The organism is Mucilaginibacter lutimaris (assembly GCF_042676625.1).
Classification (GTDB): Bacteria; Bacteroidota; Bacteroidia; order Sphingobacteriales; family Sphingobacteriaceae; genus Mucilaginibacter; species Mucilaginibacter lutimaris.
In genome coordinates, this window is sequence record NZ_JBHTIA010000012.1 from 438,711 (window position 1) to 452,511 (window position 13,801).

Annotated in this window: 13 protein-coding genes; 6 read left to right on the forward strand and 7 right to left on the reverse strand. The window is 44.7% G+C overall.

Going from position 1 to position 13,801, the window contains the following annotated elements:
* Positions 1-2 precede the first annotated feature (2 nt).
* Positions 3-380: a DoxX family protein gene (locus tag ACFQZI_RS16940; RefSeq protein ID WP_377144590.1), complete on the forward strand. Its 378-nt coding sequence runs from the start codon at positions 3-5 to the stop codon at positions 378-380.
* 115 nt (positions 381-495) lie between these two features.
* Entirely contained in the window at positions 496-924 is a 429-nt protein-coding gene (locus ACFQZI_RS16945; protein ID WP_377144592.1) for a hypothetical protein, read from the forward strand.
* A gap of 181 nt (positions 925-1,105) precedes the next feature.
* On the opposite strand, the gene ACFQZI_RS16950 is transcribed toward ACFQZI_RS16945, so the two are convergent.
* On the reverse strand, positions 1,106-3,007 hold the full coding sequence (locus ACFQZI_RS16950; protein WP_377144594.1) for a beta-N-acetylhexosaminidase: 1,902 nt from the start codon (positions 3,005-3,007) through the stop codon (positions 1,106-1,108).
* 222 nt (positions 3,008-3,229) lie between these two features.
* On the opposite strand from ACFQZI_RS16950, the gene ACFQZI_RS16955 reads away from it, so the two are divergent.
* Positions 3,230-4,627: a Gfo/Idh/MocA family protein gene (locus ACFQZI_RS16955; RefSeq protein WP_377144596.1), complete on the forward strand. Its 1,398-nt coding sequence runs from the start codon at positions 3,230-3,232 to the stop codon at positions 4,625-4,627.
* 153 nt (positions 4,628-4,780) lie between these two features.
* Here ACFQZI_RS16955 and ACFQZI_RS16960 read toward each other — a convergent pair whose 3' ends face one another.
* On the reverse strand, positions 4,781-5,764 hold the full coding sequence (locus ACFQZI_RS16960) for a glycoside hydrolase family 43 protein (RefSeq protein ID WP_377144597.1): 984 nt from the start codon (positions 5,762-5,764) through the stop codon (positions 4,781-4,783).
* 4 nt (positions 5,765-5,768) lie between these two features.
* Positions 5,769-6,512 carry a YdcF family protein gene (locus ACFQZI_RS16965; RefSeq protein WP_377144599.1) on the reverse strand — a complete coding sequence of 248 codons (744 nt, stop codon included), beginning with the start codon at positions 6,510-6,512 and terminating at the stop codon, positions 5,769-5,771.
* Between the two features lie 269 nt (positions 6,513-6,781).
* Here ACFQZI_RS16965 and ACFQZI_RS16970 point away from each other — a divergent pair, with 269 nt between their 5' ends.
* Together ACFQZI_RS16970 and ACFQZI_RS16975 are read left to right on the forward strand one after the other, a co-directional pair.
* Positions 6,782-7,294: an outer membrane beta-barrel protein gene (locus ACFQZI_RS16970; RefSeq protein ID WP_377144600.1), complete on the forward strand. Its 513-nt coding sequence runs from the start codon at positions 6,782-6,784 to the stop codon at positions 7,292-7,294.
* An 89-nt stretch (positions 7,295-7,383) separates the two neighbouring features.
* Positions 7,384-8,061 (forward strand): response regulator transcription factor, encoded by a 678-nt coding sequence (locus tag ACFQZI_RS16975; RefSeq protein WP_377144602.1) that lies wholly within the window; start codon positions 7,384-7,386, stop codon positions 8,059-8,061.
* 29 nt (positions 8,062-8,090) lie between these two features.
* Here the strand turns inward: ACFQZI_RS16975 and ACFQZI_RS16980 are convergent, their stop codons facing one another.
* From ACFQZI_RS16980 to ACFQZI_RS16995, 4 genes are all read right to left on the reverse strand, one after another.
* Positions 8,091-8,720 carry a gluconate 2-dehydrogenase subunit 3 family protein gene (locus ACFQZI_RS16980; RefSeq protein ID WP_377144604.1) on the reverse strand — a complete coding sequence of 210 codons (630 nt, stop codon included), beginning with the start codon at positions 8,718-8,720 and terminating at the stop codon, positions 8,091-8,093.
* Positions 8,721-8,726: 6 nt separating this feature from the next.
* Positions 8,727-10,463: a GMC family oxidoreductase gene (locus ACFQZI_RS16985; RefSeq protein ID WP_377144606.1), complete on the reverse strand. Its 1,737-nt coding sequence runs from the start codon at positions 10,461-10,463 to the stop codon at positions 8,727-8,729.
* Between the two features lie 43 nt (positions 10,464-10,506).
* Entirely contained in the window at positions 10,507-11,166 is a 660-nt protein-coding gene (locus ACFQZI_RS16990) for a 3-keto-disaccharide hydrolase (protein ID WP_377144607.1), read from the reverse strand.
* A 187-nt stretch (positions 11,167-11,353) separates the two neighbouring features.
* The gene (locus ACFQZI_RS16995) at positions 11,354-12,346 is read right to left on the reverse strand and encodes a hypothetical protein (protein WP_377144609.1); all 993 of its coding nucleotides are present in this window, start codon (positions 12,344-12,346) and stop codon (positions 11,354-11,356) included.
* Positions 12,347-12,516: 170 nt separating this feature from the next.
* Between ACFQZI_RS16995 and ACFQZI_RS17000 the strand changes: the two genes are divergently transcribed.
* Positions 12,517-13,764, forward strand: a complete 1,248-nt coding sequence (locus tag ACFQZI_RS17000) for a DEAD/DEAH box helicase (protein ID WP_377144611.1) — start codon at positions 12,517-12,519, stop codon at positions 13,762-13,764.
* The last annotated feature ends 37 nt before the right edge of the window (positions 13,765-13,801 follow it).

Sequence of the window (13,801 nt, forward strand, 5' to 3'; positions counted from 1 at the left end):
ATATGAAAATTGCAATGATCATTGTCCGCACGTTGATGGGGCTGTTCCTTTTATTTGCCTCGGTAAGTTATTTCTTCAACCTTGTTAAAGCACCTGCGGTAATGCCCGAGCCGGTAATAACCTATAACAAAGGGATAGCGGTTGCCCATATACTAACTATTGTAAAAAGTATTGAATTAATATGTGGCTTGCTATTAGTAATTGGCCGATTTGCAACGCTTGCAACAATACTTATATTCCCAATTACTGTAAACATTGTTCTGTTTCATGCTTATGCAGATCCTGCTAACATCGGCGGTGGTATATTGCTATTGGTATTTAACTTATTTATGGCTTATTACTACCGTAAAAATTATGCGCCGTTGTTTGCGGTTAAGTAATTGGCAATATTTACTTATCGGATATTTTAAAGGGCACGGGAAATTCTCCGTGCCTCTTTGTTTTATATAGCGGATCTCTGTGCGCTCTGTGTCAGAAAATCAATAAATTTATCCCATGCAAAAATTGGCCTCTATACTGATCTTTTTATCGTTCCTTGCATTTGGTAATACAAGCCGTGATAATGATAAAGTGCCCGCAATGTTTAAAGGTAACTTTGTGGACGATTATGGCATTCGTTACACGGTTAACGACACCCTGTTTATGCAACTGCCGCGCACCAAATACCATATCATTAAATGGAATGTTAAAGACCAATACATTGTAGCCCGTAACGACGACCAAAACCCGGGCGAGGGTGGCTTATACACCCGGATAGATTATATGCAGTTTAACAATATGGAGCCATGGAAATGGGGTTTCTGCTTAAGTGTATACGACGCCAAAACCGACAAGATAGCCGAAGCCACCGCCAAAGCCGACAGGCAAAACCCTAAAAAAGGCTGCAATGGTTTCCCTTTTTCAAGGATGAAAAGGAAGGAGTGATCTCCTGGACGTCATTGCGAGCGGAGCGTGGCAATCCCCGATATGCAGGGTCGCTCTGTAAGTCGGGGATTGCCACGTCGCTACCGCTCCTCGCAATGACGGCATGGTTGGATAACCACAAAAAAGCCGCACCAAACCGGCGCGGCTTTCTCATTTGCAAACTGCAAACTAATAAAGCTAACTATTTTCCCAATCTGCGTTTTAACTCGTCGATTGGCATGCTTATCATGCGGCCAACAGGTTTTTTACCGCGGTAGGTAATAACTTTCATTTGTGTAGCGTCAATAGGTACATTTACGATGCCTGTATATTTCGGGTAGAAATTATCCGGGTAGGAGTTGTCGAAGCTATAGTAGATGTCTAATCCCTGTACTTCTGGTATCAGCGTAACATTAAGCGTGCTATCGGCGTTACGGCCCGGTTTAAAATCTGGGTCGTAAGCGCTTGGGGCATACTTAACTTCGGCCTGGTTAAAGCGGTCGAAGTGTTTTTCAACCTTGGTAAAGAAAGTATTAAAATTCTTTTTGCTTGCCGGCGACCATACGCTTTCTGCCAAAGCAAAGCCACGCGGCCAGGTCATGTACTCGGCCTGGCGAATGTTGTAAACCTGCTCTGTCCATAAGTTGGCTTGCCCGCCTTTTATCATTTTGGCATCAACACCTGCCGGTACCGGGTCAAATTCATACGTTTTGTTCAGGCGTAACGATGCGTATACGCGCGGTTCCATTACACGGTCGCTTTGCATGTAATCCAAGTAAACAAATGTTGTTGGGCTCATTACCACCTCGTGGCCAAGCTTGGCCGCTTCTATACCGCCTTTTACCCCGCGCCAGCTCATTAAAGCGGCGTTAGGGCCAATGCCGCCTTCCAGTATCTCATCCCAACCCATAAACTTTTTGCCTTTTGATTCCACTATCTTCTCCAGGCGTTTTTCAAAATAAGATTGTACCTCTTCCTGTGTCTTCAGGTTCTCTTTAGCCATCAGGGCTTTTACCTGGTCGCTTTGTTCCCAAAAGTTTTTAGCACACTCGTCGCCACCCATGTGGATGTACGGGAACGGGAACAGAGCGGCAATTTCACCAACCACTTTATCTAAAAACTGGTAGGTAAACTCACCAGCAGGATTAAGCGTATTGTCTACCAAAGCAGGGTGGCCGGGTTTGCTCCAATCCATAATTTTTTCGCCCGAGCGTACCACATATTTGTCGGCACCCGCGGTGGCAGAAAGTTCGGGGTAGGCAACTACCGCGGCAAGGCTATGGCCGGGTACATCAACCTCGGGCATAATGTTCACGAAACGGGCCTGGGCGTACTTAATTACTTCGCGTATGTCATCCTGGGTATAAAAACCACCATAATTGCGTACCTCGTTAGGCCTTGGCGGCAGGAAATCTCCAAAGCTGCCTTCTCGTTTGATATTGTAAGCGCCAACAGTTGTCAGCTTAGGCAGGCTTTTTATCTCTATCCTCCATCCCTCATCATCGGTTAAGTGCCAATGGAACAGGTTAAGTTTGTATTTAGCCATGTTGTCGATATAGCTCATTACCTCTTTTTTGGTAAAAAAGTGGCGCGAAACATCAAACATCAACCCTCTCCACTCAAAGCGCGGGTAATCGGTAATGTCTACAAATGGCACCGTCCACTTTATGTTAGATACAACTTTGCCTTCAATTTGGTTAGGTAACAGTTGCAGCAATGTTTGTACGCCATAATATAAACCCGCAGGGGTGTTGGCTTTTATAGTAACACCATTGGCTTTAGAAGTAAGGTAGTAACCTTCTTTGCCAATAACCTTGTCTGTGCTTTTATTTAGCACTAATTTAATGGCCGCATCGGCAGCAAGGGATTTTACTTTAATGATCTTACCGGTTGCGGTACTAAATTTATTTTTGATCAGATCAAGCACCGGTGTCATATCGGCTTGCGAAGCAGCCTGTACTGTTAGCGTTTTTGGCAAAACATAAGTGCCGGTGTGCTGAGTAATTTTAACCGGTTCGGGAATAATGGCAAGCTTAGTGTCGGCCTGGCCAAAGGCAAGCGTTCCAATAAGGCACGAGCATACCAATAAGGATAGTTTTTTCATGGAGTATAATTGAGGTTTTTACTATTGGGGTAATCACATGCAATTTATAACTTTTTAAATTAAATTAATAAGTTTTTTCTACTTCAAAATCATGCCTGTAAACCACTGAATATTAATGTAAGTAAATAACTTATGCTTTTGGTTTTTTTACTACATTGCCTTTAATAAATATTATTGCGCCTGCAATAATAAACCAATTATTAAAGCTAATTATATCACACCATGTCAACAGACCGTAGAAAGTTTTTGAAGCATTTGGGTACATCCGTTTTGCTTACCTCGGCATCGCTTACCAGTTTGGCCGCCAAAGAAGAAAATGAAGTAAGGATACTGCGCGATGAAAAGCGCGTAACACCTAATGATAAAATACGCATTGCCACCATTGGCATGGGGATAATGGGCTTTAATGATACCAACGCGGCGCTTACAGTGCCCGGCGTGGAGATGGTTGCCGCCTGCGACCTGTACAAAGGCCGCCTTACACATGCTAAAGAAATATACGGTAAAAACCTGTTTACAACTATGGACCACAGGGAGATACTGGAACGTAAGGATATTGACGCGGTTATAGTTGCAACCAGCGATAACTGGCACAGCCAGATAGCTATTGATGCCATGCGCAAAGGGAAGGCCGTTTATAGTGAGAAACCAATGGTGCACAAAATAAGCCAGGGGCTTGAGGAGATACGCGTGCAAAAGGAAACCGGAAAAGTTTTCCAGGTGGGCAGCCAGCGTGTGAGTAGTATAGCTTATCGAAAGGCTAAGGAGATGTATGAAGCAGGCGCTATTGGTAAGATCAATTCTATAGAGGCATCGTTTAACCGCCAAAGCGCTTTAGGCGCATGGCAATATACTATCCCTACCGATGGTAACATCCAAAATGTTGATTGGGCGCGGTATCAAAGCAATGCCGACAAAAAAATGGATTTTGACCCTAACCGTTTCTTCCGCTGGCGAAATTACCGGGAATATGGCACCGGTGTTGCCGGCGATCTGTTTGTACACCTGCTTACCGGCATTCATTTTATAACCGGTTCTAAAGGGCCCGAGAGCATCTATTCTATAGGCGACCTGTCGTATTGGAAAGACGGCCGTAATGTTCCCGATGTAATGAGCGCTGTTGTGCGCTACGGCGAAACTAAAGAGCACCCGGCCTTTCAGGTTACCCTGCGCGTAAACTTTATAAGCGGCGAAGGTGATAAAACCACTACTAAAATTGTAGGATCGGAAGGGGTGATGGATATTGGCGGCGAGGGCGAAGCGTTCAGGATACAGCAAAATAAGATGCCCGAAGCGCCGGGCATTGGCGGCTGGGATTCGTTATTTACCTATACCGAAAGCGAGCAGAAAAAGCTAATGGACGATTACAATAAGCGCTGGACAAAAGTGCAGCAGCAAACACCGCAGTTTCAGCCAATAACATACCGTGCACCGGAGGGTTATAATGCCTCAAACGACCACTTTGCCAACTTTATGGAATCGGTACGTACGGGTAAGCCTGTTGTGGAAGATGCCGTGTTCGGCTTCCGCGCCGCTGCGCCTGCGCTGGCCTGCAACGACAGCTACTTCCAAAATAAGCTTATCCATTGGGATGCAGAAAATATGAAGATAGTAGGATAAGAGGACTCAGCACTATCAGAATGAAGAATCAAGATAACAAAAGAGCCGCTGAAATTCAGCGGCTCTTTTGTTATCTAATATCAGTCTTAGCCTGTCGAAACCTACACGTATTCAAATGGTTTGGACAGGCCCACCATGACATGGCTTATTCCTTTATTTTATCCTACTCGCACTCACCCCTTCGTTGGTCATCTTAACCGGCATTATCATACCATTTTTGTCGAAGATCATCTTATCAATGCAGGTTACACGGTGGTTGCCATCAGTTTCAGTTAGTGGGCGGCGGTGGTAAATAATATACCATTCATCCTTACCTGGTACCTGTACTACCGAGTGATGGCCTGCTCCGGTAGCAATCGCGGGGTCTTGCTTTAATACTATACCCATCTTTTTAAAAGGGCCGTTTATGCTGTTACCCACGGCATAAGCCACGCGGTAATCGGGACCTGTCCATCCGCCCTCGCTCCACATAAAATAATATTTACCCTTGCGGATGAACATTATAGGGCCTTCAACATATCCTTCGGGGGTTATTTCTTTATAAATTTTACCATCTGCAGCAGGTACAACACCTGTAAAGTCGTCCTTTAGCTTCGCGATGTTACAGTGGCCCCATCCGCCATAAATAATGTAGTACTGGCCATCCTTGTCTTTAAACACAAACTGATCTATCGGTTGCGCGCCGTTTACTATCTTGTCAATAAGCGGTTTGCCTAAATAATCTTTAAACGGGCCTTCTGGCTTATCCGCAACAGCCACGCCTATACCGCCATATTCTTTATCACTTTGTATATCATTAGCCCCAAAGAAGAAATAATATTTACCGCCTTTTTTTACAATGGCCGGTGCCCACATGGCGCGTTTAGCCCATTTTACGTTTGATGAATCGAGCACGTTATCGTGTTTGGTCCAGTTTACCAGGTCGGGCGATGAAAACGCGTCAAAATGTACCTGCTTATTGTACTTGTCTGAAAAGGTTGGGTAAACCCAGTACTGCTTACCAAAAATGGTAGCTTCGGGGTCGGCGTACCAACCTTCGGCTATAGGGTTGCCCGATGTTTTTTTCTTTGATTTTTGTGCATATGCAGCTTGCATCAATAGGGCAGGCAGCAATAATAGTATAACGTTTTTTTTCATAAGCTTATTTAAACAAGGCCACAATATAGCCAACAAGTTCCTTAATATAAGTATTCCAGGCACCAATTGCTTCTACACCCGGAACAAAATCTGTAGGCATAATTGTGCCATAATTGGTAATATAATCACAGGGGTAGGGCACCACCTCTAATCCCGCTTTTTTATAAATGAGCATAGCCCTGCGCATATGGTAGGCCGATGTTACCAGCAAATATGGTGGTTTTAGCCCTGCTTTTTGTAACAGGTCTTTTGAAAACGCCGCATTCTCCATGGTATTACGCGCTTTATCATCCAACAGTACCAGGCTATCTGCAATATTTAGTTTTTTAAGCTCCTGCCCAACAAATTGTGCTTCGCTAAAACCATCAGGATTAATATCTGCGTTACCACCGCTAAAAAGCAGGTGACCGGCTGTGCCCGTTTGCAGTAGCTTAACCGCTGTATTATAACGGTCGGCAGCGCCGTTAAAGTGCCCTTCGCCGTTTTTGCCTTCAGATACAAATCCACCCAAAAGAACGGCGGCACTGTAACTTTTTGCTGCTGATACACCGGGGTTAACATCCCATATGTTGGCCATTAAATTAGCCGTAAACCTGTTTCCAAAAAACCAGAATATAAAAATAGCAAGTATAAGCACTTTGCGTTTATGACCTTTATTTTTAGCGAACAGCGTGTAAAGCAAAAGACAAAACACCCATGTAAGCGGCAAAATAAATACATAAAGCAATTTCGACAGGATATAAACCATTTGCAATTAATGTAAGCGCAAATTAATTCAAATTTTAATAAAGCCACCGGTTACTTTTATTATATATGGTTTGGTTGCCGGCTGTATTATTAATATCCAATAAAATATTAACCTATGCTATAATTATATATTTAATTGACATATAGTATTTTATGATGTATCTTACGTAGATAAATACCGCATATGTGGTATTGATGCCAAGGTATTATTACCGTTCCTTAGCTGTACAAAACCTAATAATTATATTAACAACTAAATCTTAAACACAAATGAAAAAGATCTTTACAATCGCGTTTATTCTTTTGGCGGGCTTCGCCACCAAATCTCATGCCCAGGGCTTTAAGCTTGGTTTAGGCCTTGAGGGCGCTTTACCCTTAGGTAACATGAAATCTGCCTATAACTTTGGTGCGGGTTTAACATTCCGCGGTGCATTCAGCATCGACGAATCGAGCGCTGTAACGGTAACTACCGGTGCCATAGCATTTTTGCCAAAAGATCTTTCTAACCTGGGTATAGATTCGAAAGCTCAGTTAAATATACCTGTAAAAGCGGGTTTTAAATATAACGTTGGCGGCCCGGTTTATCTAATAGGCGAGGCCGGTGCAACCATTATCCGGTCGTACTACAGCGATGCTAACGGCGACCTGCAATCTGTTGGTAGTACACACTTTACCTATGCGCCGGGTTTGGGCGTTAACCTGGGCGGGTTTGATGCCAGCTTAAGGTACGAAGGTTACGAAGGGCAGAGCTTTATGGGCCTACGCCTTGGCTTTAACTTCTAAATTCAATACAAAAACCAATTTATAAAGCCGCTCATTAATTGGGCGGCTTTATTTTTTATATTATTTTTAGGGAAGATAATGTGTAGGATATGAATAAAATACCGGTTGCTATTGTTGATGATAAGCGGCTGCTTCGCGAAGCTTTAATTAATAATATTTCTTACTACAGTGAGATAGACGTGGTGATGCAGGCCTGCGATGGTTCGGTTTTTTTAGACGCTTTAAAAAAGATATCCGCAGCCAACCGCCCACTGGTGGTACTTATGGATATTGAAATGCCTGTAATGGATGGTATTGAAACTGTAGCTATTGCGAAAAGCCTGTATCCCGACATGCATTTTTTGATGCTTACCGTTTTTGATGACGATGAAAAGTTATTTGAAACCATTAAAGCGGGGGCAAGCGGATATTTACTTAAAGACGAAAAGGTATCGAACATTGTAAAAGCCATTGCCGAAATTGTACATGAGGGTGGTGTGCCGATGTCGCCAAGCATAGCGCGTAAGGCGCTGGCCCTGCTAAGGAACATTCCCGATATAAATGAGCAGCTAAAGTTTGAAACTGCAGAAGAACATAATCTTTCGAGCCGCGAGATGGAGATATTAAACTATATTGTTGAAGGGCTAAATTACCAGGAAATAGGCGAACGGTTGTTCATTAGCCCGCATACCGTACGCAAGCATATAGCCAATATTTATGATAAGCTGCACGTATGCAATAAGGCTTCGGCCATACGTGTTGCTACCAGTAAAAAGTGGTTTAATTGAGAAACGCCCCTTTCAGGGGCGTTTCTCAATTAAATTTTAACGTTTTCCATTCCGTATTGCTTCAGCACATCGGCAGGTACGCCCATCCATTTGTTGGGGGTGTTACCCGCGTAACCAATATCTTTGGTCCCCATTTCGCTGCTCCAGAAGCCTGAGGCGGTAAGATCGCGCATGCGGTTAAAGAAGGCTACGCCTTGCGCCATTTCCGGCTTGGCTTTATATGGGTAAGCTATCTCATCCAAGATCTCGGTTTTTTGAGTTTGGTTACATTTAATAAATGTATTGTTGTAGCGATTAAGGCATTGGATGTCAAGCCATTTTAAACCACCGCGCATGGGCAGCTTGTGGCTCGGGATGTCCTTTACTATAAACTCAATAAACTCGGGTACCTTTGCATCTGATGCACTGCCGGAGTGGGAATCTTTAGGGATAATGATATCAGCCAGCATGGTAATGGTAGCCATTTCATGCTCGTTAAAATACTTTTCGTCCTTTAATTTATTTTCCCGCTCTACTTCGTATTGTTCTCGGCCGGGTACCGCTTCTGTTTTGGCATCGGTAGTTTCGGCTTTTTTATCGCCCGGTTTACAGCCACCCAGGAATAAACTGGTTGACAATGTTCCTAAACCTATTGCTTTGAGGGAGTCGCGTCTGTTCATGATGCTTTATACATTAAGTTTTTTACGTTCCTGAATAATATACTCTGCGGTGCGCATGCTTAGGGCCAGGATGGTCCAGGTAGCATTTTTATCGCCCTGCTGCACAAATGGGGCGGCATCAACCACAAAAAGGTTTTTACAATCGTGCGCCTGGCACCACTTGTTCAATGCCGACTTTTTAGGATCGTCGCCCATTCGCACAGTGCCTACCTCGTGTATGATTTTGCCCGGGGCCTCTAAGCCATAGTTGGTTTCTTTGCCCTGCATAGTGCCATAAATAGCGCCCATGTTGTGTAAGATCTCCTCAAACGTTTCCTGCATGTGCTTGGCCTGGTTTATCTCGTCGTTGGTCCATTTGTAGTGGAAACGCAGCACCGGGATACCGTATTTATCAACTACCCCGTTCGGGTCTATCTCGCAATAGTTATCGGCACGTGCAATGGCAGTACCACGGCCGGCCATACCAACCTGCGTACCGTAGAAACGGCGGTAATCATCTTTTAACCCGGCGCCGTAACCGCCACCCGGTTTCATTTTACCGTCTCGGCCCGGTACAGCACCATTCATATCCTGAATGCCGCCGCCAAAACCGTATGATGGCATGTGCATACCGCCACCATATTCGATATGGTAACCACGCGGGAAGTTCAGTTTTTTATTGTCAAGCCACCATGGCGAGTAGATGTGTACGCTACCTACTCCATCCTCATTATAACGCTTGCGGTCCATTAGCTGCGGCAGGAAACCACCCGCGCCCGATCCGGTAGAATCATGCAGGTATTTACCAACAACACCGCTGCTGTTAGCCAAACCACCCGGGTGGGCAGCCGACTTTGAGTTTAACAGGATGCGTGCCGATTCGCCCGCGCTGGCACCCAATATTACCGTTTTGGCGTTTACCTGGTATTCTTGCAGGTCATTTTTATTTACGTAAGATACGCCGGTTGCAACGCCATCTTTATTGGTGATAACCTCGCGCACCATGGCGTTGGTAATTACTTTTAAGTTGCCGGTTTTTATAGCCGGGATAACCAAACATGATGATGCCGAGAAATCGCCGTAAACTTTACATGAGCGGCCACATTGTCCGCAAAAGAAACATGCTCCGCGGTCTTTATTATTTGGCAGCGCCTCGGTAAGTACCGAGCCACGTCCCGTAATTACCTTTACACCCGCTTTATCTGCACCTTGTTTTATAAAAAGTTCATTTAAACGTGGTTTTGGCGGCGGCAGGAAAATACCATCGGGCTCGCTTTCAATATTTTCTACTGTGCCGTAAATACCTATCATGCGGTCAACCTTATCATAGTAAGGTTTCAGTTCGTCGTAGGTTATTGGCCATGGGTCGGTAAGGCCGTCTTTGGGTTTAAAGTCTTCGGGGCCCATACGTAACGAGATCCTTCCCCAGTGGTTGGTACGGCCACCCAGCATCCGCGCGCGGAACCAGGCAAACTCGGTACCATCTTTTTGGGTATAAGGTTCGCCTTCCAGCTCCCAGCCACCGTAGGCAGCATCAAAATCGCCAAATGGTCGGGTGGTGCCCGCGCCGCGGCGTGCAGATTCCCACGCCCACTTTAGTTGGTGCGAATCTGTCTTGGGGTCGAAGTAGGCGCCCGCCTCCAGCATTAAAACCTTAATGCCTGCATTGGCCAAAACGTAGCCGGCCATACCGCCGCCCGCGCCCGAGCCTACAACCACTACATCGTAAGTTTCGGTTGTTTTCTTGATCTGTAACTCTTCCATTAATAAGATATATGTCGAACTATAAGATTTTTGCGCTGATGATTTACAGCTGTTTAAGGGTGATCTTTTTAAACGCTACCACCGCACCGTGCGATTGTAAAGCAATGCGGCCTTTTGGGTAGGCTGCAAAATCTTTCCAGGTTTTAAATTTGCTGTTATTGAGCATTTCGGTCCACTCTGGGCTACCTATTTGTACATCAACGGTCTGCTTGCCGTTAAGCCAAAAAGTAAGGTGGCCTTTATCTTTGCGTATCTTGGCGGTGTTCCACTGGCCGGCAGGTTTTGCAGCATCAGCAGGCGCTGCCTTTAAATCGTATAATGAACCGGCCAGGTGGCTTGCTTTTTTGTTGTCTTCGGCTTTTTCGTTATCTAAAACCTGCATTTCAATACCCGATAGGTAAGTAGCGCCTAGTTTAGGGTCTTCGTGCACGCCAAAAATAATACCGCTATTACCGCCTTCGGCAATTTTCCAGTCGATGCTCAATTCGTAGTTTTCATATTCGCCATCGGTAACCAAATCAGCTTGTCCTTCGGCTTTGGGGTCTAATTGCAAAGCGCCGTCTACCACTTTCCACGGCCCTGCATCTTGTTTTAAATAAGCATGCCAGCCTTTGGTTGTTTTGCCATCAAATAATTTGGTTTGTGCCATGGTGGTGTACTGTAACGCCGCAACAGCAAGCGCACTCAAGATTAGTTTTTTCATTAGATGTTAGTTTTAGCAGCGTAGGGGCGCATACATGTTTAATTTAAACAGCTAAATGTATGATTTATTTTTATTGATGCTATAGGAACGCAAACATCAATCGAAAATTTTACAAGGAGAACTGTCCGAAAGACGATTTTACCCCTTATAAAGGTATAGCCCATAGGTTAGTAAAACAGTTTGCCTCTTAATCCTTATGAAACAGGAAATTCAACCCCGATGCAATCCCGAACTGCACATAAGCATAGCTGTCCTCAAAATATATGTTGTAATCATCCTGCCCGCGGTAGCCACCGCCCACAATAAATGATACATTCTGCATAAAGGGGAACTGGTAGTAATATTTAAGGCTGGCATTGAAACGCTTTTTAAGGTTAAGCGCGTTGTAACCGTTGTATTTATCGGCTATGTAAGTAAAATCGAACTGGATACGCTGCCAGTTTTTGAAGTCGGATTTTTGGGGATCAATATCGTCCTGATATTTTTTGGCTATGTTGTAGATATAGCCGCCATTTACCCGCACAAAACCATAATGCCCCGGCAAGCCTTTAGCCGTACCCGACTGGCCAAACAGCCCGCGGTGAATCTCTACCCCCAGGGTACTGTAATGATTATCAATAGTGTTGGCTTTATCTATACGCTTACCAATGGTATAGTTGGCGTTAATAAAATCGGTGCTGAATTTACCGCTATCGCGGTTAAAGCTTCCATCGGGCATAATGGTTGGCCCGCGGATGCCATTGGAGTGGTGTGTATATGATAATTGCAGGAACTGTGGTTTGTAAGGGTCGCGGTTTATGCGGTAATACAAATTACCGCTGGGCATATAGCTTGGCGATTTAACAGGCTCACCATAGGCTTTCAGCAGTCGCAGCTTTACCCTTGCCGATACATCAAAAAAGAACCGCGACTTAGCCGTATTAAACATTACAAAGTGCGCGTTAACATCGCCTACCAACAGGGTTTTCACAGGCTGAAAAAGCTCCTGCCCGAAGAATGACGGTTTTAAATTTTGAACATATATGTTGTTAAAGGCGCGGTTAATTTTGCGCCCGGCTATTTTGCCTGTATCTGATGCATTAACCGTTATGGTATCGGTAACAGATGCACGCACTTTACCCGGTAATAATACAAACAAAAATGAAATATGAAACAGCGCTTTGGTAAAGTGTTTAAACATACAAACTGACAGAAATCTATTAAGAGATTTGGCCCTAAATAGTTTGATTTAATATTAAATTAAGGTTATTAAACGACGTTTCAAAAATACATGATACTTCATCATTATAAAGTAAACATGCATAAAACCACAAAATTGCTTACCTTGCATGCTCATCTTTAATAATATAAGTGACTTTCCACGATTTTAATTTTAACGAACAACTTTTAGAAGGCGTTTTAAGCATGGGGTTCACCACCCCAACGCCCATTCAGGAAATGACCATCCCGGTTATTATGAATGGCGACGACCTTATAGCCTGCGCGCAAACAGGCACCGGTAAAACAGCATCATACCTTTTACCGGTAATGAACTATATAGCCAACAGCCATAACCACCACACAACTGCTTTGGTGCTTGCCCCCACGCGCGAGCTTGCTCAGCAGATAGACCAGCAGGTAGAGGGCCTGGCGTACTTTACAGGCATCAGCTCGCAGGCGGTATTTGGCGGCGGCGATGGTATGGCTTACGAGCAGCAGCGCCGCGGCATACAAAACAATGTAAACATTATTATAGCTACACCCGGCAGGCTTATAGCCCACTTAACATCGGGAGTGTTAAAGCTCGATAAAATTACCCACCTGATACTTGACGAAGCCGACCGCATGCTGGACATGGGTTTCTCTGACGATATTATGCGTATTATTGGCTATCTGCCTAAAAAACGTCAAACGCTGCTATTCTCGGCCACAATGCCCGGCAGGATCCGCACGCTGGCTAAAAATATCCTTACCGATCCGCAACAGATAAATATCGCCATATCGCAACCGGCAGCAGGCATCGATCAGCAGATCTACAAGCTGCACGATGGGCAGAAAACCCCATTGCTGAAAATGCTTTTAAAAGATGGCGGCTATTTAAGCTCTATCATTTTTGCATCCCGTAAGGAGATTGTAAAATCGCTTTATAAAGAATTAAAGGCAGCGCCTATAAGTGTCGCAGCTTTTCACTCCGATCTGCAGCAGAACGAGCGCGAAGAGATCTTGTTAAGATTTAAGAATAAGCAATTACCGGTTATAATTGGTACAGATGCATTATCGCGCGGTATTGATGTGGAAGGTATTGACCTGGTAGTGAACTACGACGTGCCCGGCGACCCCGAAGATTATGTGCACCGTATTGGCCGTACAGCGCGTGCCGCCACAAAAGGCACAGCCATAACCTTCGTAAACAACCGCGACCTGAAGCGTTTAAAGAGTATTGAGGATCTGATAGAAAAACCTATTGCCCTTAAAGAACTGCCTGAAATATTGCAAAGCATTGAAGCGCCGCCAAAAGAGGACCGCCCGCATGGCCCGGCGTCAGGCCAGCGCCGCGATGGTAAACGCAACCCGAAACGATTTGGGAAAAAGAAACCACCCCGCCCGGCGCAAAATTAAACCTTGTAATAATTATGTGGTCTATTTGTTTTGTATA

What these genes read in the sequence shown, in the direction of transcription:
- ACFQZI_RS16960 (WP_377144597.1), bottom strand. Translation starts at nt 5,764, where the DNA reads ATGAAAAAAAACGTTATACTATTATTGCTGCCTGCCCTATTGATGCAA.
- ACFQZI_RS16955 (WP_377144596.1), top strand. Translation starts at nt 3,230, where the DNA reads ATGTCAACAGACCGTAGAAAGTTTTTGAAGCATTTGGGTACATCCGTT.
- ACFQZI_RS16950 (WP_377144594.1), bottom strand. Translation starts at nt 3,007, where the DNA reads ATGAAAAAACTATCCTTATTGGTATGCTCGTGCCTTATTGGAACGCTT.
- ACFQZI_RS16990 (WP_377144607.1), bottom strand. Translation starts at nt 11,166, where the DNA reads ATGAAAAAACTAATCTTGAGTGCGCTTGCTGTTGCGGCGTTACAGTAC.
- ACFQZI_RS16985 (WP_377144606.1), bottom strand. Translation starts at nt 10,463, where the DNA reads ATGGAAGAGTTACAGATCAAGAAAACAACCGAAACTTACGATGTAGTG.
- ACFQZI_RS16945 (WP_377144592.1), top strand. Translation starts at nt 496, where the DNA reads ATGCAAAAATTGGCCTCTATACTGATCTTTTTATCGTTCCTTGCATTT.
- ACFQZI_RS16980 (WP_377144604.1), bottom strand. Translation starts at nt 8,720, where the DNA reads ATGAACAGACGCGACTCCCTCAAAGCAATAGGTTTAGGAACATTGTCA.
- ACFQZI_RS16965 (WP_377144599.1), bottom strand. Translation starts at nt 6,512, where the DNA reads ATGGTTTATATCCTGTCGAAATTGCTTTATGTATTTATTTTGCCGCTT.
- ACFQZI_RS16970 (WP_377144600.1), top strand. Translation starts at nt 6,782, where the DNA reads ATGAAAAAGATCTTTACAATCGCGTTTATTCTTTTGGCGGGCTTCGCC.
- ACFQZI_RS16975 (WP_377144602.1), top strand. Translation starts at nt 7,384, where the DNA reads ATGAATAAAATACCGGTTGCTATTGTTGATGATAAGCGGCTGCTTCGC.
- ACFQZI_RS16940 (WP_377144590.1), top strand. Translation starts at nt 3, where the DNA reads ATGAAAATTGCAATGATCATTGTCCGCACGTTGATGGGGCTGTTCCTT.
- ACFQZI_RS16995 (WP_377144609.1), bottom strand. Translation starts at nt 12,346, where the DNA reads ATGTTTAAACACTTTACCAAAGCGCTGTTTCATATTTCATTTTTGTTT.